The organism is Loigolactobacillus bifermentans DSM 20003, from assembly GCF_001434575.1.
Lineage (GTDB): Bacteria > Bacillota > Bacilli > Lactobacillales > Lactobacillaceae > Loigolactobacillus > Loigolactobacillus bifermentans.
Genome location: NZ_AZDA01000001.1, coordinates 74,214 through 94,216 on the forward strand (window position 1 = coordinate 74,214; position 20,003 = coordinate 94,216).

General features: G+C 42.2%; 17 protein-coding genes, 1 pseudogene and 1 riboswitch. Of the genes and pseudogenes, 12 read left to right on the forward strand and 6 right to left on the reverse strand.

The window, feature by feature from the left end:
• Positions 1 to 135: 135 nt before the first annotated feature.
• The 12 genes and pseudogenes from FC07_RS00345 to FC07_RS00395 all read left to right on the forward strand — a co-directional run bounded on the left by FC07_RS00345 (position 136) and on the right by FC07_RS00395 (position 14,064).
• Positions 136 to 1,053, forward strand: coding sequence for an ABC transporter permease (locus FC07_RS00345; RefSeq protein ID WP_235807416.1), 918 nt, complete (start codon positions 136 to 138; stop codon positions 1,051 to 1,053).
• Positions 1,054 to 1,848, forward strand: coding sequence for an ABC transporter permease (locus FC07_RS00350; protein WP_057903142.1), 795 nt, complete (start codon positions 1,054 to 1,056; stop codon positions 1,846 to 1,848).
• Between the two features lie 4 nt (positions 1,849 to 1,852).
• The gene (locus FC07_RS00355; RefSeq protein WP_057903143.1) at positions 1,853 to 3,487 is read left to right on the forward strand and encodes an amidohydrolase; all 1,635 of its coding nucleotides are present in this window, start codon (positions 1,853 to 1,855) and stop codon (positions 3,485 to 3,487) included.
• Between the two features lie 18 nt (positions 3,488 to 3,505).
• Positions 3,506 to 4,879, forward strand: coding sequence for a putrescine aminotransferase (locus tag FC07_RS00360; protein WP_057903144.1), 1,374 nt, complete (start codon positions 3,506 to 3,508; stop codon positions 4,877 to 4,879).
• Positions 4,880 to 4,898: 19 nt separating this feature from the next.
• Positions 4,899 to 5,987, forward strand: a complete 1,089-nt coding sequence (aguA, locus tag FC07_RS00365; RefSeq protein WP_057903145.1) for an agmatine deiminase — start codon at positions 4,899 to 4,901, stop codon at positions 5,985 to 5,987.
• Between the two features lie 29 nt (positions 5,988 to 6,016).
• Entirely contained in the window at positions 6,017 to 6,892 is an 876-nt protein-coding gene (gene aguB, locus FC07_RS00370) for an N-carbamoylputrescine amidase (RefSeq protein ID WP_057903146.1), read from the forward strand.
• 32 nt (positions 6,893 to 6,924) lie between these two features.
• On the forward strand, positions 6,925 to 8,322 hold the full coding sequence (locus tag FC07_RS00375; protein ID WP_057903147.1) for an aspartate ammonia-lyase: 1,398 nt from the start codon (positions 6,925 to 6,927) through the stop codon (positions 8,320 to 8,322).
• 231 nt (positions 8,323 to 8,553) lie between these two features.
• A pseudogene (tnpA, locus tag FC07_RS15480) lies at positions 8,554 to 8,866 on the forward strand (IS200/IS605 family transposase); the annotation flags it as partial.
• A gap of 312 nt (positions 8,867 to 9,178) precedes the next feature.
• A riboswitch (TPP riboswitch) is annotated at positions 9,179 to 9,268 on the forward strand.
• Positions 9,269 to 9,401: 133 nt separating this feature from the next.
• Positions 9,402 to 10,688 carry a solute carrier family 23 protein gene (locus FC07_RS00380; RefSeq protein WP_235807417.1) on the forward strand — a complete coding sequence of 429 codons (1,287 nt, stop codon included), beginning with the start codon at positions 9,402 to 9,404 and terminating at the stop codon, positions 10,686 to 10,688.
• Between the two features lie 2 nt (positions 10,689 to 10,690).
• Entirely contained in the window at positions 10,691 to 11,782 is a 1,092-nt protein-coding gene (locus FC07_RS00385) for a LuxE/PaaK family acyltransferase (RefSeq protein WP_057903148.1), read from the forward strand.
• A 5-nt stretch (positions 11,783 to 11,787) separates the two neighbouring features.
• Complete coding sequence (locus FC07_RS00390; RefSeq protein ID WP_057903149.1) at positions 11,788 to 13,248, forward strand: acyl-CoA reductase; 1,461 nt, start codon at positions 11,788 to 11,790, stop codon at positions 13,246 to 13,248.
• Between the two features lie 48 nt (positions 13,249 to 13,296).
• On the forward strand, positions 13,297 to 14,064 hold the full coding sequence (locus tag FC07_RS00395) for an SDR family oxidoreductase (protein WP_057903150.1): 768 nt from the start codon (positions 13,297 to 13,299) through the stop codon (positions 14,062 to 14,064).
• A gap of 442 nt (positions 14,065 to 14,506) precedes the next feature.
• Here FC07_RS00395 and FC07_RS00400 read toward each other — a convergent pair whose 3' ends face one another.
• The 6 genes from FC07_RS00400 to FC07_RS00425 form a co-directional block, all read right to left on the reverse strand.
• Positions 14,507 to 14,794 carry a putative quinol monooxygenase gene (locus tag FC07_RS00400; RefSeq protein ID WP_057903151.1) on the reverse strand — a complete coding sequence of 96 codons (288 nt, stop codon included), beginning with the start codon at positions 14,792 to 14,794 and terminating at the stop codon, positions 14,507 to 14,509.
• A 21-nt stretch (positions 14,795 to 14,815) separates the two neighbouring features.
• Positions 14,816 to 15,751 carry a nucleoside hydrolase gene (locus tag FC07_RS00405; protein WP_057903152.1) on the reverse strand — a complete coding sequence of 312 codons (936 nt, stop codon included), beginning with the start codon at positions 15,749 to 15,751 and terminating at the stop codon, positions 14,816 to 14,818.
• A 67-nt stretch (positions 15,752 to 15,818) separates the two neighbouring features.
• On the reverse strand, positions 15,819 to 16,754 hold the full coding sequence (locus FC07_RS00410) for an NADP-dependent oxidoreductase (protein ID WP_057903153.1): 936 nt from the start codon (positions 16,752 to 16,754) through the stop codon (positions 15,819 to 15,821).
• Between the two features lie 12 nt (positions 16,755 to 16,766).
• Positions 16,767 to 17,231 (reverse strand): heme-binding protein, encoded by a 465-nt coding sequence (locus FC07_RS00415; protein WP_057903154.1) that lies wholly within the window; start codon positions 17,229 to 17,231, stop codon positions 16,767 to 16,769.
• Between the two features lie 19 nt (positions 17,232 to 17,250).
• The gene (gene iolG / locus FC07_RS00420; protein WP_057903155.1) at positions 17,251 to 18,273 is read right to left on the reverse strand and encodes an inositol 2-dehydrogenase; all 1,023 of its coding nucleotides are present in this window, start codon (positions 18,271 to 18,273) and stop codon (positions 17,251 to 17,253) included.
• 30 nt (positions 18,274 to 18,303) lie between these two features.
• The gene (locus FC07_RS00425) at positions 18,304 to 19,764 is read right to left on the reverse strand and encodes a sugar porter family MFS transporter (protein ID WP_057903156.1); all 1,461 of its coding nucleotides are present in this window, start codon (positions 19,762 to 19,764) and stop codon (positions 18,304 to 18,306) included.
• Positions 19,765 to 20,003 lie beyond the last annotated feature (239 nt).

Sequence of the window (20,003 nt, forward strand, 5' to 3'; positions counted from 1 at the left end):
CAAAATAGATATTAGAGCATTTAGGAGGAGCGATGCTTCCTTCAAGGTGTACTTCGCCCGAAGGAATGGACAACCTCCGGAAATCAGAGCTTGCGTAAGCAAGGTAATCATTAAGGAATTTAGGAGGTGTGAGCCATGTCTGAACATGAATCAGTAGCTGATCCGCAACCTGCCGTACAACTACACAAGCATACAGTCCATTTAGGCACCCGCATGATCAAGTGGTTACAGATTTTTCCGATTTCATTATGGATGTTACTGCTAGTGGTTGTCCCCATGCTTTACGTCTTTTTTATGAGTTTCATGTCACGAAATTATTATGGTGGTATCGTCTACCATTTCACATTACAAAATTTTGCTCAGGTTTTTGCGGCTAGCAACCTACAAATCTATCTGCATTCGTTTTGGATTGGGATTTTAACCACGGTGATCTGTTTATTGATCAGTTATCCCTTCGCGTTTTTTATCGCACAAAAGGGGCCAGTTGCCAAAACGATTTTAATGGCATTAGTCGTTGTCCCTTCAGTATCCAATTCGTTGGTTCGCTTATTCGGATGGCTAACTTTATTACGCAAAACCGGTGTGGTCAATACGTTGTTGGAACGCTTAGGGCTGATCCATCATCCCTTGACTTTGGTTTACAACAATGGCGGCATTGTTTTAGGCATGGTTTACCTGTTACTGATGTTTATGATCCTCCCAATTTTTAACGCGTTGGATCGAATTGATCATAATTTGATTGAAGCCGCTGAAGACTTAGGTGCCTCTAAGTTTCAGATCTTCAAAGAATTGATTTTACCCTTAACTGAACCGGGAATTGTTGCCGGTTGCATTATGGTTTTCATTCCGTCATTAGGTTATTTCTTCGTTAGTGATGTGATGGGTGGCGGGACTCAAAATATGATGGGGAATTTGATTGAAAATCAGTTTCAGGTCTCCCGAAATTGGCCACTTGGGTGTGCAATTTCAGTGATGTTGATCCTATTGACGATCTTGCTACTGGTGATTTATCAGCGCCGTGGTGGTGATATGGATGAGTTAGGGGGGTATTAAATGAATAAACGTTTGACGGCACGACCTTGGAAGAACGTTTTTATCGGGCTTACGTTACTTTTCTTATATTTGCCGGTAGTAGTGATCATTATTTTTTCATTCAATACTTCTAAAATGAATATTTTATTCGAAGGCTTTACCACCAAGTGGTACGGATTGGTATTCCATAACTATCAGATCATGGCGGCATTAAAGAACTCGATTCTTGTTGGGGTGATCAGCACCGCTTTAGCCACGGTCATTGGTACCACTGGAGCCGTTGCGATGAGTAAGTATCAATTTCCTGGGAAAAAGACGCTAGATAAAGTGTTGTACATTCCCATTGTGATCCCCGAGGTGGTTTTAGGGATTTCGCTTCTGTTGATCTATTCGTTGGTGGGTATTCCGTTGAGTTTGTTCTCATTGATTCTGGCCCACGTCACGTTCTGTATTCCATTTGTGGTTTTGACCGTACGCTCGCGATTGGTGGGGATTGATCAAACTTTAGAAGAAGCGGCTTTAGACCTTGGCGCCAATCCCTGGCAGGCTTTTAGTCAAGTTGTCTTACCATTACTTTTGCCAGGCATCATCAGTGGGGCCGGTTTTTCATTCGCCTTATCACTAGATGACGTGATTATTAGTTTTTTCACCACAGGTCCAGCCAGTACGACTTTTCCACTTTTGGTTTACGCACTGGTTAAAACCGGGGTCACGCCAGAAATTAACGCAATTTCAACCCTGTTGATGTTGGTGATCGTGATCGGTATTGCATTAAACGCTATTCATCAGGTTCGTAAAATGAAACAGGAGGGCTAGGCTTATGCGACAAATTAAAGTTTTAAAAAGCACGTCGATTTTTACCGGTACTACGGATCAATTTATGGCGGGCGGGATTTTAATTGAGGATGACAAAATTATTGATGTATTGCCCACTGATTTAGTTGAACAATTGCACGGCCCACAATATCAAGTGCTAGACCTAGGCCAACAAACGATCCTACCGGGATTTATTGAAAGCCACGCTCACGTTTTCTTATCGGCTTTACTGCACGCAGGGCGCATCAAATTAATTTCAGGAGATTCCGAGCAAGCCTGTGTGGCGGCATTGCAAGGGTTAGCACAAAATACCGAATCAGCGGATTGGCTGATTGCCAAAGGTTGGTACGCACCTAGTTGGTCGCAGCAACAATTGCCAACAAAGACCAGTCTGGATCAGGCCTTTCCCCATACGCCGGTTGTGGTGATTGCCGATGATCTGCATACCTTGTGGTTAAACTCGGTAGCTTTAGCCAAATTATTGCCAATGGCGGATTCATCCCGGTTTAAACGGGATGTGTTGAGAGATACAACAGGGGAACCAACTGGTGTTGTCGGGGAGCAAACTGCCATGGCTTTTTTACACTTCTTGTTTCAAATGACGGTAGCGCAACAGGCAGAATTGGTCCAACCATATTTGGCACATTTAGCGCAAATGGGAATCACATCTGTCAGTGATTTGGCCCTGTTGCCTGCACAAACCGCAGTGGGAATCGATGATCAAATTTATCCAGAAGTCTATGAGCGTTTGGCGGCTCAGTCAAAACTGCCGGTACGGGCTAATCTATATCCTTATTTTGACCGTAATCTGAATAGTTTCCAATATATCAAGAATCAGGCTCATGATCCGCTGGTACGAATCGCCGGAGGAAAACTGTTTTTTGATGGCGTGACTAGCAGTTACACAGCTTGGATGAAGCAGCCCTATGTTGGCCGGGCCAGTTGTGGCATGCCGCAGGTGCGCCCTGATAAAATGCGCGGGTTGATCTTGACGGCTCAGGCGCAAAATATCGCATTAAGGATCCACGCAATCGGCGACCAGGCAATTCATGAAGCATTGCTATTCTTTGCTGAAGCAGAGCACCGCAGTGGCCCACTGGCACAAGGACATCATTGTTTAGAACATTTAGAAACCATCGACACCGGTGACCTAACGTTAATGGGCCAAGGTCGAGTGGTGGCTTCCGTTCAGCCCAGTCATCCCTTGCTTGATTATCAAACAGCAACTGATTATATCGGGCAACGTGCTGCAGGGATGTGGCCGTTTAAAACATTTTTACAAAAGGAAGTGGTTTTGGCATTTGGTACGGATAGCCCGGTGGTGGTCGATGTGTCGCCGCTGCAGAATTGTTACTTTGCTATGACTCGGCAGACATTAGCCGGCGCACCAGCAGGCGGGTGGCATGCTGAGCAATGCCTAACATTAGCTCAGTCTCTAACGGCCCAAACGTTAGGAGGCGCTATTGCAACAAACTCTGAAAAATGCGTGGGCACTTTAACGCCAGGTAAACAGGCCGATATTTGTATCTTGGCGCAAAATATCGCCGAGCTAGCGCCTACAGAACTCGCCCAAGTTTCGGTGACAGCGACAATGTTAGCCGGTCGATGGGTTTTTCGAAAAGTTCTGCAAACAGTTTAAAGAAAGTAGGTAATTGATATGATAGCAGATAAAACAGTGACAAACCAAACGGTGATCAATGATCTGGATCAGATTCTAGGGTTTATTAAAGGTACCGAAATGACAGCTACCCAAAAAGATCAAATGACGGCGGATACGTTGAATTACTTTGACAAGTACGTTTCACCAGGTTGGTTGAAGTACCGTAAATCTGTTTCAACTGATGCAGCTGTACTGGAATGGACGGACCAAGATGCGGTGATTCACGGGCTAAAAGGTGAGGAATTTATTGACTGTTTAGGCGGTTTTGGGATTTACACCAGCGGGCACCGTAATCAGTATATTCTGGATGCTGTTAAGGCACAATTGGAACATCAGGCGTTACATTCTCAGGAGTTATTGGATCCATTACGAGGCTACTTAGCCAAGGCTGTTGCGGACATTACCCCAGGTGATCTGGAAAAATGTTTTTTCACCAATGGTGGCGCTGAGGCGGTGGAAATGGCATTAAAGCTAGCTCGAATTGCAACAGGTGGCCGCTGGTATATCTCAACAGTCGGCGCCTTTCACGGCAAGTCCATGGGGGCAATCTCTATTGGTGGTAAAGGGACTTACCGAGTACCCTACACGCCAATGGTACAGCAAGTTCAACACGTTGAATATGGTAATGCTGAGGACATTCGCAAGGCAGTTCGTAATCTACAGACAGTTGGTGAAAGTGTTGCGGCAGTGATCATCGAACCTGTTCAAGGTGAAGCAGGAATCATTGTTCCACCAGAGGGTTATTTAAAGGAAGTTCGGGAGATCTGTGACGAATACGGCGTGGCATTGATCTTTGATGAAATTCAGTCCGGGATGGGCCGTACTGGGACAATGTGGCGTTGTGAAGCAGAAGGCGTTGTGCCCGATATTATGACTTATGGGAAGGCGTTTGGTGGGGGCATTATGCCGATTACCGGGTTGATCTGCCGGCCTAATATGTGGGTTCAACAGTTGATCGATAATCCGTGGTTGCTAGGCTCACCAACATTTGGCGGGAATCCAGTTTGTTGTGCGGCGGCCATCGCAACGATCTCGTATATGTTAAAAAATGACATTCCGGGACAGGCAAAGGCGAAAGGTAGTTATTTAATTGAAAAGTTGCAACACCTCGCCAGTGAATTCCCAGAAGTAATCCAAGAAGTTCGTGGGGTCGGATTAATGATTGGGGTCGAATTCCATTCCTCTGAAATCGGGTACGATGTGTCTAAAGGGTTGTTTGAGCGTGGGGTCTTGACCGCAGGAACCTTAGTTAATTCGAAAACGATTCGGTTTGAGCCACCTGCAGTTATCGAATACAACCAATTGAATCAGGTGATTGATCGTATGACACTGGCTTTAGCAGATACTAAGAAACACTTCGCCTTACAATAATTTGAAAGTAGGGTTGTCAATGCAAACACCTAAACAAGATGGCTGGTTTTTCCCAGCCGAATTTGAGCAGCACGCTCGAACCTATATGATCTGGCCAACGCGTCGAGATACCTGGCGTGAAGCGGCAGGACCTGCCCAACAAACTTTCGCAGCTGTTGCGGCGGCCATCGCCCGTTTTGAGCCGGTTACCATGTTGGTGGCCCCCGAGGTATTAGCACAGGCGCGCCAACAGTTACCCGCCGCGGTACAGGTCGTTGAATTGGCAACAAATGATGCTTGGTGCCGTGATACAGGACCGGCTTTCTTGGTGAATCAAAACGGACAGTTACGCAGTGTGAACTGGGGTTTTAATGCGTGGGGTGGCACGGTGGATGGTCTGTACACACCTTGGAATCTAGATGATCAAGTGGCGTCAGCAGTGGCTCAACTCGAGCAGGCACCGTGTTATCAATTGAAGGATTTTATTTTGGAAGGCGGTTCTTTTCATGTCGACGGTGACGGAACGGCCATGGTCACCGCTAGCTGTTTATTAAGTGCTGGTCGTAATCCAACGCTATCTAAGACGGAAATCGAAGCACGATTAAAAGACTATCTGAACGTGACAAAAGTTTTGTGGTTACCAGCCGGGATTTATCAGGATGAAACCAATGGTCATGTGGATAACATTTGTAATTTTGTGCGGCCTGGTGAGGTAGTTTTGGCTTGGCCAACAGACGAACAAACGCCACAGTACCAACTTTCACAAGCTGACTGGACTTATTTGCACCAAGTGACGGATGCCCGCGGGCGGCATTTAAAAATCCATAAAGTCTTAGTGCCAACCAACTTGCGCCTGACAGCACCTGAAGCTGCCGGCATTGAGGCGAATACAAGCGCCAAGCCGCGTCTAGCCGGTGATTATTTAGGAGCATCGTACATTAATTTCTACTTTTGCAACGGCGGTTTGATATTACCGAGTTTTCAGATGCCAGAAGATCAGCTGGCGTTAGCGCAATTTAAACAACTCTTTCCCCAGCGGCAGATCATTCAGTTACCAACTCGGGAGATCTTGCTAGGTGGTGGGAACATTCATTGTATTACGCAACAAGTGCCAGCGCATATTGGCTAGACAAGTTTTAAAAAGGTGGTGAACGCATAATGAAACAGACGGGACAAGTGGTTGTTGCAGCTACACAAATGCGTTGTACTTGGGACCTTAAAGAGAACCTGCAAAAAGCTCAAGACATGGTAACGCAAGCCGCTGCAGCAGGCGCCAACATTATTTTGTTACAAGAACTCTTTGAAACGCCTTATTTTTGCCACCAAGAACGGTATCGGTTCTTTGATCTGGCAACGCCAGCCAGTAAAAGTCCGGCAATCGCTAAATTAGCGTTTTTAGCGAAAAAATTAGGCGTGGTTTTACCGGTGAGTTTCTTTGAACGGGCAGGGAATAGTTTTTTCAATTCATTGGTGGTGATCGACGCGGATGGTCGGGTACTGGAAACTTATCGAAAGACTCATATCCCTACAGGTGCAAATTACGAAGAAAAATTTTACTTTGTACCAGGGGACACGGGTTTTAAAGTTTGGCAAACCCGTTTTGGCAAGATTGGTGTTGGAATCTGCTGGGATCAGTGGTTTCCAGAAACCGCGCGCATTTTAACGCTATTAGGTGCAGAAATCATCTTTTACCCAACTGCGATCGGCAGTGAACCAGTATTGACCCGTGATACCGAACCACACTGGCAACGAACAATCCAAGGCCATGCTGCAGCTAATATTGTCCCTATCGTGGTCAGTAATCGCGTGGGGACGGAAAAGGATGACAATGAGATGACATTTTACGGATCGTCCTTTATTGCGGATCAATTCGGAGCACTTCTACAGCAAGCAGATCGCCAAAGTGAGACCTATCTCTGCGCCACATTGGATTTGGAGCAAGCGAAACGAGATCGACAGACCTGGGGTATTTTTCGTGATCGACGCCCAGAAATGTATCAACAATTAATGACGACGACGGCAACAAACGAATAACCTGGCTTAAATGAAAGGTGGTAGCCTAACTCATGAGGATCGAAGAGGATTGTATTGGTAAATTGGCATTGCCAGATGAGGTGTTATACGGGATTCATACGAAAAGAGCGTTAGGGAACTTCAAAATTGATTCAGAAGCAATCAGTCCTTTAGTAATCAGAAATTTGGTATTGATCAAACGGGCAGCGGCACAAACGAATTGCGAGGCACAAACCTTGCCTGCTGAACGGGCTTTGGCAATTGAACAGGCTTGTGATGCTATTTTGTTGCATCACTATGATGATCAATTTGTGGTACCAGCTATCCAAGGCGGCGCTGGCACTTCTACCAACATGAACGTCAATGAAGTTATTGCCAACGTGGCCAATCAATATTTAGCCTTACACGAACGAATGCACCCTAACGACGACGTCAATCAAGCACAGTCGACTAACGATACTTTCCCCACGGCTTGCAAAATGGCCGCCTTACAACTATTACCAGCGCTGAAACAACAGTTGAAACATCTCAGTGACAGTTGGCTGCGAAAAGCATTTGAATACGACGATGCCTTGAAGTTAGGCCGAACGCAGTTACAAGATGCAATGCCTACAACCTTTGGCCAAAGCTTTCGGGTTTACGCTAGCTTATTTAAACGTGATCTGGTACGTATTAATCGAGCTAGCCAAAATCTAACCACTGTTAATATGGGGGGTACGGCAATTGGAACTGGTGTAAATGCCTCCCAATATTACCAACAGCATATTGTCACCGCAATTAATCGCGTGGCGCATTTAAATTTAACACAGGCCACAAATTTGATTGATGCTACCCAAAATTGTGATAGCTTTGCGGAATTTTCAGGCGCCTTGAAAGTCTTGGCAGTTGATTTGAACAAAATGGCGAATGATCTGCGATTATTATCCAGTGGACCGCGTGCAGGTTTGAGTGAACTGAAATTACCGGCTCGCCAAGCTGGATCGTCGATTATGCCTGGTAAGGTCAATCCGGTTTTACCGGAATTTATTAACCAAGTTGCGTTCGAAGTGATCGGCCATGATACAACGATTACCTTAGCTGCCGAAGCGGGACAGTTGGAGTTAAACGCCTTTGAACCCGTGATGATCCGGGACCTGCTCAGCAGTATGACGTTACTGACGGGTGCCATTCAGCGCTTTATCCAGAATTGCTTAACGGATCTAACCGTTGACCGTGAAACAGGCGCCCAAGCCGTTGAAGCATCACCGGTAATTGCCACTGTATTGTCACCATTGATTGGTTATCAGCAGACAACAGCATTGGTGCATGAGGCCACGGATACAGGGCAAACAATTCGTGAATTATTGTTACAAAAGCATTTGTTTCGGCCGGCACAGATCGAACAATTACTGGCGCCAGCCAGTTTATTAGGCCGACCATCCAGTCATAAAAACCAAGTTGTCAATCACTAAAACAAAAGGGTCCATGAACTAGTAACTTTGTACTAATTCATTAACTCTTTTATTCTTGCGAAAAATAAACCACAAGTTTTACTTATGAGAGTGAGAAACGACTTTAGCTGAAAACATCCTTTCGATATACTATTTACCAACCAAAATAGAATCGAAAGGATGTTTTTAATGTCTTCACAAACTAAAGATAATAGTAGCTTCGCACACATGAGATGTCGTTGTAAGTAACATTTGGTTTTTACACCCAAATATCGTAGAAAAGTTATTTATGGAAAATTGAGAGCAGACATCGGAAGAATCTTGCGGCGTTTATGTGGATTGAAAGATGTTGAAATAGTTGAGACTGCGATGCCAGATTACATCCATATGCTTGTAAAAATCGCTTAAAATGAGTGCAGCTAGCTTTGTAGGCGGTTTAAAAGGTATCATATGAGCAACATGCCAATTTAAAATATAAATATGGTAATAGGAGTTTTTTGCAAGAGGATATTATGTTAATACAGTAGGAATGAATCAAAAGACAATTGCAAAATATATTCGAGAGTAAGAAGCCGAAAATCGACTCAACGATAAAATAACGAAGCGAACGTATCGAGACTCATTCGATAATCATAACAACTGGATTAATACGATGGTAGGCGGTTGGTAATTTTTGCTGAGCCCCTTTTTAGAGGTCCTTGTGTGTAGCAAGCCCTTTTAGGGCGAATAAAAGGCCACCAGCTAAGCTGGTGGATACTTACTGAAATTCTAAACATTAATAGGGATAGAAGCTGATAAATGTATACCATTTTGACATTAATTCAATTTTCAAACGAATGTAATCCTTTTCAATTCCTTTGAATTGTGATACGTTAAGGTTATCTGCAAGGGGCGCCTGTGTGGCTGAGATTGAACCCTGGAACCTGATCTGGTTAACACCAGCGGAGGAATGCAGCTGATAATTCAGAAAGCACCGGTAATTTAACGACTTAATTCTGATTTAGGCTGAATTCATTCGAATTCGGCTTTTTTTATTTGTCAGTAGCGATAGGGAAAATCACATAGAGGAGGACTTGCAAAATAAAAGGGGGATGTTAATCGTGTCAGACAAAGTGGTCACTGAACCGCCGTTAAGTTGGGGTCAGTTAATTTTGGTCAGTGTTCAACATATTTTTGTGTCAAATGTTTGGTTAGATCCAATTTTTGTGGCGTCAGCGGCAGGACTGTCGTTAGGACTATCCACGAACTTGGTCAATGCGATTTTTATTACGTCGGGGCTGGTAACCTTTATTCAAGCGACGAAGTTAGTGAGGTTACCAATTGTCCAAGGGCCTTCGGCGGCTTTTGATGCCTTAATGATCAATGCTGGACAAACCGGAATGTTGCCAATGGCAGGTAGTTCTGTATTCGTAAGTGCTTTGATTGTCGGTGTTTTGTCGGTAACAGGGTTATTAACAAAGTTAGTGAATAAACTAACATCGGCAATCACCGGCACCATTATTTTTCTGGTAGGTTTATCATTAGCTAGCTTCACACTGTCTGAATTTTTAGGTGGTTCGCCTGGTACAAAGGGTTTTGCCTCACCAATTACGTTGTTGTTAGCCAGTGTTACAACGGCAATTGTTCTAGGCCTATCCTTATTTGGAAAAGGTTATTGGCATCGTTTTTCGTTTTTGATTGCATTAGTGGTAGGTGATGTATTAGCCGGATTATTAGGGCAGATAAAACTAGCTGGTTTAGCAACAAAACCTTGGTTTGGTCTACCTCGATTAATGCCGTACGGCGGTTGGCAATTTCATTGGGCGACCTTTCTAACATTTTTGATTGCATACTGTGTTGCCGTAATTGAAGCCTTAGGCGTTTATCAAGCAGCGGCATCAATTACCAAAGAACCTTTAACTTCGAAACGAATCCGTAATGGGATCACCGGCGAAGCTGCAGGTTCGATGCTATCTTCTTTAATTGGTGGTTTTCCGACTACAGCCTTTGCTCAAAATTTAGGTGTTATGAAATTAACTGGCGTTCACTCGCGGAAACCGATTTTTTTAACCGGTATTTTATTAGTTTTACTAGGTTTAATGCCGAAATTAGGTGCTTTTTTTGCCTTAACACCTGCACCAGTGATTGGTGGGATGTTTTTACCAGCCGCAGCAACGCTGATCACCACAGGTTTTTCAATTTTAAAAAAGGCAAAATCTTCAGAAGCTACTAATCTCGTGATTGGTTTAGCCATTATTTTGGCGGTTGCACTACCAAGTTATGCCAGTGGGTTTCACGGCGCTTTGAAAGTATTGTTGTCCAATAGTATTTTGATTGGCGCTGTTGCCGCAATTGTTTTGCATTTATTATTAATTGTGTTACCGAAATATTTAAGAAGAGGTGTCTAAAAATGTTAGCAGATGAGATTCAACAATCGATTTTAACGTTTATTCAACAATCAGAACAAGGTGCAACACCAGACTTTAATGCACTGGCACTGCAAGTGTTTGCTTATCAATTTGAGCATAATTTACCTTATCGTAAATATGCACAGACGATGCGTCAAAGTCCTATTTTTGTTAAAAACTGGCAGCAGATTCCGTTAATGCCGATTCGTGGCTATAAGCACCTAACATTAAGCACGACGCCAGTGGTACCGGATGAACCCGTTTTTATGTCCAGTGGTACAACAGATCCAGCACACCGTAGTCGTAATTATCATCCTTCGTTTCAGGTTTGGGATGCTTCGATGAAAGGCCCCTTTAAAAAATACGTGTTGCCAGACTGTGATAAAATGCAAATTTTGGCGCTTTTTCCTGGTGAAAAAACCAATGCAAATTCATCACTGTCCCGTTATGTTAGTCGAGCAATTGATTTCTTTGGTACGAAAGACAGTCAAATCTTAATTGACGATCAAGGGTTGAATTATATGGGACTGATTCAAGCACTTAAACAAGCTGAAGCGCAGCAACAGCCGGTAATGCTGTTAGGGGCTAGCTTTTCTTATGTTCATATTTTTGATTATTTTAAGCAATATCAGTTGAAATTTCAGTTACCAGTGGGGAGTCGGTTGTTTGATACCGGTGGTTTTAAAGGACAATCGCGAACGGTTGCGCAAACTGATTTATTTACCACAATGACAGATTTACTTGGCATTCAACGTGATCACTATCTAAATATGTATGGGATGACAGAAATCAGTTCGCAATGTTATGACCAAAATTTAGTAACGTCACATAATTTTGATAAAGCAACACCAGATTGGGTTCGGGTACGAATTTTAGATCCAGACACTTTAAAACCAGTTGCAACAGGGCAAACGGGGTTGATTGCGTACTATGATTTGGCCAATTGGAATTCTTGTGTTGGTATTCTAACGGAAGATCTTGGCCGACAGAATACGACAGGATTTGAATTGTTGGGCCGAGTTGAGGGTTCAGAGGCCAAGGGTTGTTCAATTGCAGTTGATCAACTATTGGCTGCTAATCAGTCTGGTAGGTGATCATTTTGGCAGACAATCAAAAAGTTAAACTGTATTGGGTACCGACAGCATTTAAACTAGAGAATAAAACAGTTAAAACATTACAAGTTGATGGTCAAACGTATCGACTTCAGGCACCTGAACTTACAGCAGAATTAGTAACGTCGATTGGTAATGCATGTCGTATAGCGCGGCAGCACAGTTTAGCCAACATGACAGTGGCTGAGATTGTAACAATAATTGATCAGGCCATTGAAAAATGGTGCCATTCAGATTATCCGCAGCGTATTTTAGCTGAAAAACTGTTACCAGCTATTACAGGCTATGACCATACAACTGTTGCACTTGAAATCAAACGCTTTGTCCGTAATTTTCGAAAAAAAGAATTGTGGCGTTTTATTGATACTGAGTTGGATAATCCAGCCATTTTAGATGACTTTCACCCACAAAAAAGTGGTCAATTGACTAAGGCTATTGGACCAACAGCTATTTTTCATGTTTTCTCTAGCAATATTCCAGGCCTGCAAATTTGGAGCTTGATCATGGGCCTTATTACAAAATCGGCGAATCTGGGTAAGACCTCATTATCTGAACCGCTTTTTCCAGTGCTTTTCAGCCAAACGCTGGCTGAAGTTTCACCAGAATTAGCGGCAACCATTGCAATTTTACCTTGGAAAGGTGGCACTCATGATTTAGAGCAGGCTGCAATTGATAGCACCAATGCAACAATTGTTTATGGCTCAGACCAGGCTGTTAAAAGTATTCATGCTCTAGTACCGGATGACAAAATTTTTCTACACTACGGCTACAAAATCAGTTTTGCAATGATAGGTGCGGAAGCCTTGACACCAGAGTATTATCCACAGATGGTACAAAAAATGGCGGAAGACATTGCAGTTTATGATCAACAAAGCTGTTTATCGCCACAAACTGTTTTTGTGGAAGCGGGTGGGACAATTACACCGCACCAATTTGCGCAATTATTAGCGAAAGCATTGACGAATAATCAGTTAAAATGGCCACGTGCAAAATTAACGACCTCAGAAGCAGTGGCTGTTACGCGATTAAGACAGGAAAGCCAAATTCAGGCGTTAACTGATGCAACGATTCAGGTCATTGCAAGTCCAGACAGTACAGCTTGGACAGTTGTTTATCATCAGAAGCCAGCATTAATGAGTTCACCTTTAAATCGAACAATTCATGTCATGGCTATTGATGATTTAGCACAGGTACCAGCGTTATTACGGCCTTATCAGCCATTTCTCCAAAGTTGTGGTCTGGCAGTTGCGCCACAACGTTTGTTGGAATTAGGGTCACAATTAGGGGATGCTGGTATTGATCGTATCTGTGCAATTGGAGATATGACACGTGCGCAGTCAGGCTGGCATCACGACGGCCGTTTTAATTTACTAGATTTGTTAAAAATGGTTGATATTGAACTGGGTGCAGAAGCGTTAGCAGAGCATTTTGATCCGGATGTTGAGTGATAGTAAAGATTAGACTAATAAAGTAAGCCTTTAAAGGAGGGAAGTAAAATGTTATTAGAAAATCAAGTAGCGTTGGTTACGGGAAGCAGTCGTGGAATAGGCGCAGCAATTGCTAAAAAATTTGCGGCTGAAGGTGCTGTTGTAATCATTAATTATCTTCATAATCAACAACGGGCAGATGAACTGGTGGATACCATTGCAACCGCAGATGGGCAGGCCGTTGCACTACAAGCCGATGTGCGTGATGCTGAAGCAGTGGGTAGGATGATCACAACCATTCAAGAAAATTTAGGCACATTGAATATTGTGGTGAATAACGCACTAAATCACTATCAGTTTGATCCAAAAAAACGTGCAACCAATTGGCAAACGGACTGGTCGGCCTACCAAAATCAAATCGACGGTAGCGTAAAAGGTTCATTTAACGTGTGTCAAGCGGCATTGCCATTATTACAGCAACAGCCAGGTGGTCGCATTATCAACTTAGTAAGCAACTTAATCGAATCACCTATCGTACCTTATCATGACTATATTACTGCTAAAACAGCATTATTAGGTTATACGCGCACCTTGGCCAGTGAAGTAGGCGCTTTTGGGGTACAAGTTAATGCGATTGCACCAGGGTTAACTTATCCAACTGATTCGAGTGTTACTACTAAAAACGATGTACGTGAACGCATCATTGAGCAAACGCCAACAGGACGTTTGACCATACCAGAGGACATTGCCGGAAGTGCCGTTTTTTTAGCATCAGACTTATCGGCTAATATGACAGGCCAATGCTTATATGTAGACGGTGGGTTAGTGATGCATTAGTCATTTGAGGTAAAGTATAATGTAATTAAACTGCTACTCATTTCCTAATGATAGGATGGGTAGCGTTTTATTTTAATAAGTTCTTCGATATAAATAATTTTAAACCAATTAGTGGCATTCATTTTGACATGTCGATATAAGTGTCAATTGACAGTTTAGTATTCAAAAAAGATTAGGCAAAGTCTCATTACTTTTGTCCATCGATACCAAATATTGTAGCGCCAAAAAAGCCAGCTAATATGATCTTATGATCGAGATAGCTGACTTTTTAGTTTGCCTATTTATTCCGTAAAACCTGATTCATTCGCGTTTCTTGTTTTTAACCCATTCGCTAAATGGTGTCGGAATTAAATGATAATCATGTGCTGGGATGTGTTTGGTAATGTTGCCATTACGTTTTATCTCAGCTGTCCTTGCTTAGAATCACTTTATACAGAAAAGATTATTCACTATAATCCATACGGATAATAATTGGATCCTGTGTCAAAAAATTGCCGACACCAGCTAAGAATTTCTTGAAATGAGCCGTGTTGTTATGTGCTGTAACAGCATCGGCATCTTGCCAATGCTCAATGATTTCATAATCGGTATCATTACCGATTTTTTTAAAATGATTATAACTAACATTACCAGTTTCAGCCCGGGAACCAGCCACAAGTTCATCGATAAAGTGTTCATAATCTATTTTTAATTCAGGTTTAATCGTCAATTCAACGTTAATGATTTTCATTATTAACTCCTAACTAAAAGTTTATTTTTGTGAGAAAGACTTGACCGCATCAATAATAAGTTTAGCAAACCAGTCACGATTAACGTGAAAGAGAACTTCTGCATTAGGCTTTTGATGTGTTATTTGGTAATAGTCAATAATAGATTCCCCAGCTGTTAGCTCACCCTTTGTCTCAACCGTTACATGACAGTTTTTGCTACTGAATTGACTAGGATCAATTAACCATGCAATAGTACAAGGATCATATAATGGTAAACCTTCGAGATTCCAATGGCTATCAAAACTTAAGCCGTAAAAATCTGTTAGACCTGCAACGGCCTGTGCAACAGGATTTTTGATACGGTGAATTGCATGTCTGTCCTCAGTAAATAGTTGCGCTTCGAGACCAACGTTTAAAGGCGCCAGGACGAGAGGAATACCAGCATTGATAACAATTTTAGCGGCTTCTGGATCTGCCTTGAAATTGAATTCAGTCGTAGGGTCACAATTACCGACCCCCATACCGCCGCCAAAAATAATAAGGCGTTTGATCGAACCCTTAAGCTCTGGATGAACAGCCAAGAATAATGCCAAATTAGTACAAGGACCAGTGACGACAATTGTCACTTTATTAGGATTTTTAGTGATTATTTTAGCCATTAGTTCAGTAGCAGGTATGCTTTGTGATGGGAAATTTGGTGTCGGTAAGTCAGTACCATCCAGTCCGGTTACGCCATGGACGCTAATGCCAGAAATCAAATCTCGAAAAAGCGGCGTCCTATTTCCAGATGCAATGGGAATTGATTGTTGATGCATCAAGGTCAGTAATGACATTGCATTTCGTAATGTTTGGCTATGTTTTTGATTTCCGGCAGAAGTGGTAACGCCAAGTAAGTTGATCTTAGCCGAATAGATTGCCAAAATTAAGGCAATGGCATCATCATGTCCTGGATCACAATCTAAAATAATATCCTCCACGTATAGTCCCCCAAGTAAAGCAATTATTAATATCTAGTCTACCAATTCGCTAGAAGCATTGCCAATATTAAAGTTTAATAATCACTTTACCATCAACGCTATTTGATTCAACTAACTTTTGTGCAGCAACAATACCGGCTAATGTAAAGGGTTTGAGTTTACCGATTGGGACCTGAAGTTGATGGCTGCGAATCATAAGTGAAATGGCAAAAAAGGCATCACTATCTAAATATTTAGGGTTAGGGAGCATTTGTTTAAAAGTAACACTAGGGCGACTGGTGTATTGTTCGGGTAAGGTGGTGAGTGAAACATAAACACCGTTGTCTTTGATAATTTCAATTCCAGCTTTACCACCAGCACCGCCGTTAGTGGCGTCAATAACAATGTCGGCCATTTGTTTGAACTTTTCACGAACGTGCTCAGTATCATAGCCACCAAATTCATCAGCACCAAGCGCTAAAACATGTTGTCGCGTATTTTCGACATCGGTTGCAACGACGTAAAGTCCTAAGGCCTTAGCCATTTGAACAAGGATTGAACCAACACCACCGGCAGCGCCTAGAATAGCGATTGTTTTACCGGCTTGAACTTGTGCTTGATGAACGAGTACGTTATAAGCGGTAATACCTGAAAGAGGTAGACCTGCGGCCTCATAAGGGTTATCACAATTTGGTAACAATCCTAAGTGATCAGTTGAAACTTTAAAGTATTCCGCATACGTGCCTTGACCAGGGTGTGCTAAAACGTCATCACCAATTTTATAGTTTTTAACGTTGCGGCCAATTTTAACAATTCTGCCGACTGCATCTGAACCTAAAACGAGTGGAAAAAGTAAGGTGACACGTTTACGAAATTGCCCGTTGCGAACAGCGATATCAAATGCATTGATGGCAAATGCATTTGTCTTGATCAAAACTTCATTGGCATTGATTTTGGGAATCGGTAGCTGTAGTTCTTGTAAAATATGGGCATTGCCATATTGATTGATGCCAAATGCTTTCAACCGAGTCACCACCTAGTTCAGAGATGATTTGTATGCGAGTAGCGTACGGTAACCTAAGTCATGGTCACCCGTATCGGTTAAACCAGAAATAATCAAACTTCCAACAATACCGGTATTTTCAACGATGATGGGTAAGCCACCGCCAACGATGGCATAGTCTTTGGGACTTAAACCGCTGTCTTGATAAAATTGTGCTGGGTTTTCAGTATAAATCAGTTTTTCATATAGCGAGCTATGATCAAATTGATCAACAGTATGCTCTTTTTTAGCAATCCAAACATTATTTTCATTGGTAGTTGCTACGCCTGCATGGAAAAAAACGGGGCGCTTATTTAACTTAATCAAAACACAAACTTGTTCATAATCTTCACCACTAATTTCAATTAATTTCTGAATAAATGGATTAAGATCAGCTAGACCAAAATGTGATAAAGCTGTTTCTTGCTCTTGTGCCAACACAGACTGTTCTGTCAACATATCATGACCCTCCTTCAAATTATAAAGATAAAGTGGTATCAACTTTTTGTGGTAAGCCAGTTTCAATCGATTTTTGAGCCGCAACTGCAGCCCGTTGTGCCATAATGACATCTTCACCTTGAGCAACTAAAGGTTCGCCATTTAAAAGTGACTGGGCAAACTTTTTCATTTCAGCAATATAGGCAGGGCGATAGCGTTCTTGGAACATTGGCAATGGTTTGCGTAGCTCAGTTCGTTGGTCATTATAAAGTTCAACTGTACTATCGCTAACGTTTTCGGCTTTTAGCATACCGGCTGAACCGAAGACTTCAACCCGTTGATCGTAACCGTAAACTGCACGACGACTATTATCAATCAAACCATAAGCACCGTTTTCAAATTGAAGCACTAAAACAAGCGTATCAATATCATTGATTTCCTTTAGTGTTGGATCAATCAGGGTACCACCTTTTGCATAGACTTCAGTGATGTTGCTATTCATCATATAACGAGCCATATCAAAATCATGCATGGTAAAGTCGAACAGGAGACCGCCAATCCGTTTGATTAAATCATGGGGGAGCAAATCAGGATCACGTGACGTGATTTTAACAACTTGAGGCGCGCCGATTTTTCCAGCACGAACATTTTCAAAAATATTACGGAATTGTGGATCCATCCGGCGATTAAAACCAATTTGTAATTTTACGCCAGCTTTTTTAACCGCACGTAAAACATTTAAACTAGCTTCTTCTTCAGTATTCATACTTAATGGCTTTTCACAGAAAATGTTCTTACCGGCTTGTGCGGCAGCCGTTACGATTTCTTCATGAGTATTTGTTGACGTGAAAATAAATACGGTATCAATGTTAGGATTACTTAATAATTCATGATAATCCTTGGTCTGATTGGTCACGCCTAAATCGTTTAATTGTTCAGAAATATTATCGATAAATACTTCCGCCACCTGTTCAATTTTAATCTCAGGGATGGTCAATAAATTTTTAAGATGCATTTGACCAGCACGACCTAAACCAATAATACCTGCGTGAACTTGTTTCATAATACAAAACCGCCTTTCAAGAGTAGAAATTTATTTAGATTCTGGATCAACTCCAGAGTTGTCACCATATTGAAATTCCAATTGAATCTGTTCCAGAGATTTGCCACGTGTTTCTGGCGCGTACTTCAAGGTGAAAATAAATGACAGTAAATTGAAAATAACAAATACTAGAAAAGTAAACGTCATTCCGATATGTGCCAGTAGGATTGGAAACACGTAGCCGACTAAGAAATTAGAGAGCCACAGGAAAAAAGTTGCAATGCCCATTCCCAGTCCGCGTAGATTTTGTGGAAATATCTCGGATAATAGTAGCCAAACCAGGGGTGAGATACAGCCTTGAAAAAAGCCTAAAAAGAGCATAGTGCTGAAAATTACAAAAAATGGTAAGAGTGGTGAGGTGTTCAAAGTTGCTGAAATAACCACGATTAAAAGTAATGAGAAAGTTGTACCGATGATACCAACCGTCAACATTTTGCGACGATTGACACGATTCATTAAAGACATACCCACAAGAGTTGCCACAACAGAAACAATGCCATTGAAGATATTGGCGATTAAGGCTGCATTATGGGCAAACCCTGCTGCTGTCAAAATAGTCGTACCATAGTACATCATGATGTTGATGCCAATAACTTGTTGCATGACACCTAAGCCAATACCGATTAAAACTAAGCGGCGGATCCAAGGAATCTTTAAATCTTTAAAAGTCGCCTGCTTAATCTCTTTTTCTTGGCTCAATGCATTTTGAATCTCTTTGATTTCTGCATGACAAGCTGTTGGCTGCGCTCTAATATTGGTGAGCGTTTCAAAGGCTTCTTGAACGCGATTTTTCATTACTAACCAACGTGGAGATTCGGGAATGAAAAATAGACCAAAAAATAGAATCACAGCAGGTATCACACCAAAGGCAATCATATAACGCCAAATATTATCAGTATGGCTAAACAGATTACCTAAAATGGCATTGATTACAAAAGCAATCAATTGCCCAGCAACAATCATTAATTCATTTTGAGTTACTAAACGTCCACGAATATCTGGTGTTGATATTTCGGCCAGATAAGTTGGTACGATAACGGAAGTACCGCCTACGGCAAGTCCTAATAAGACGCGGAAAATAATCATTGTCACTGCGCTACGTGCAACTGCACAGGTAATGGTAAAAATCAAAAAGAAAACGGCTAAATAACGCAACAGACCGCGGCGACCTAGTCGATCGAGTAGCCGGCCTGCAAAAATGGCACCAAAGGCCGCACCTAAGGTGATACCACTTGTGACAAGCCCTTCAGTGGCAGGGCTTAAATTAAGCTCACTTGGTTTAGACATGTAGCCAATGGCACCATTGATGACACCGGTGTTGATTCCGAATAAAAGACCGCCTAGTGTTGAAATTAGGGCAATATTACGCAGACGTTTACGAGCGACCTGTGCTGCTTTATCGGCTACTGAATCTATTTTATTTGATTCAGTGGCTATTTTTGTTAGGCGCATTAATGTTCATCTCCCAGTTTGCTTAAATTGGTTAACGTCAGTAAAAGCCAAGTGACATAGTGTCGTGTACACTAAATTCATAAAAATACAATCTTGGATTGGTGATCAAATATCATCGATTTGATTATTTCACGAGAGATTGTGAATGTCAATGCTAATTTTAAAAGCGCTTTATTAAATAAAAAACCTGAATTATTCACCATAAGTTCTCCAAGTACAGTGTCACCCCGGTATCATGG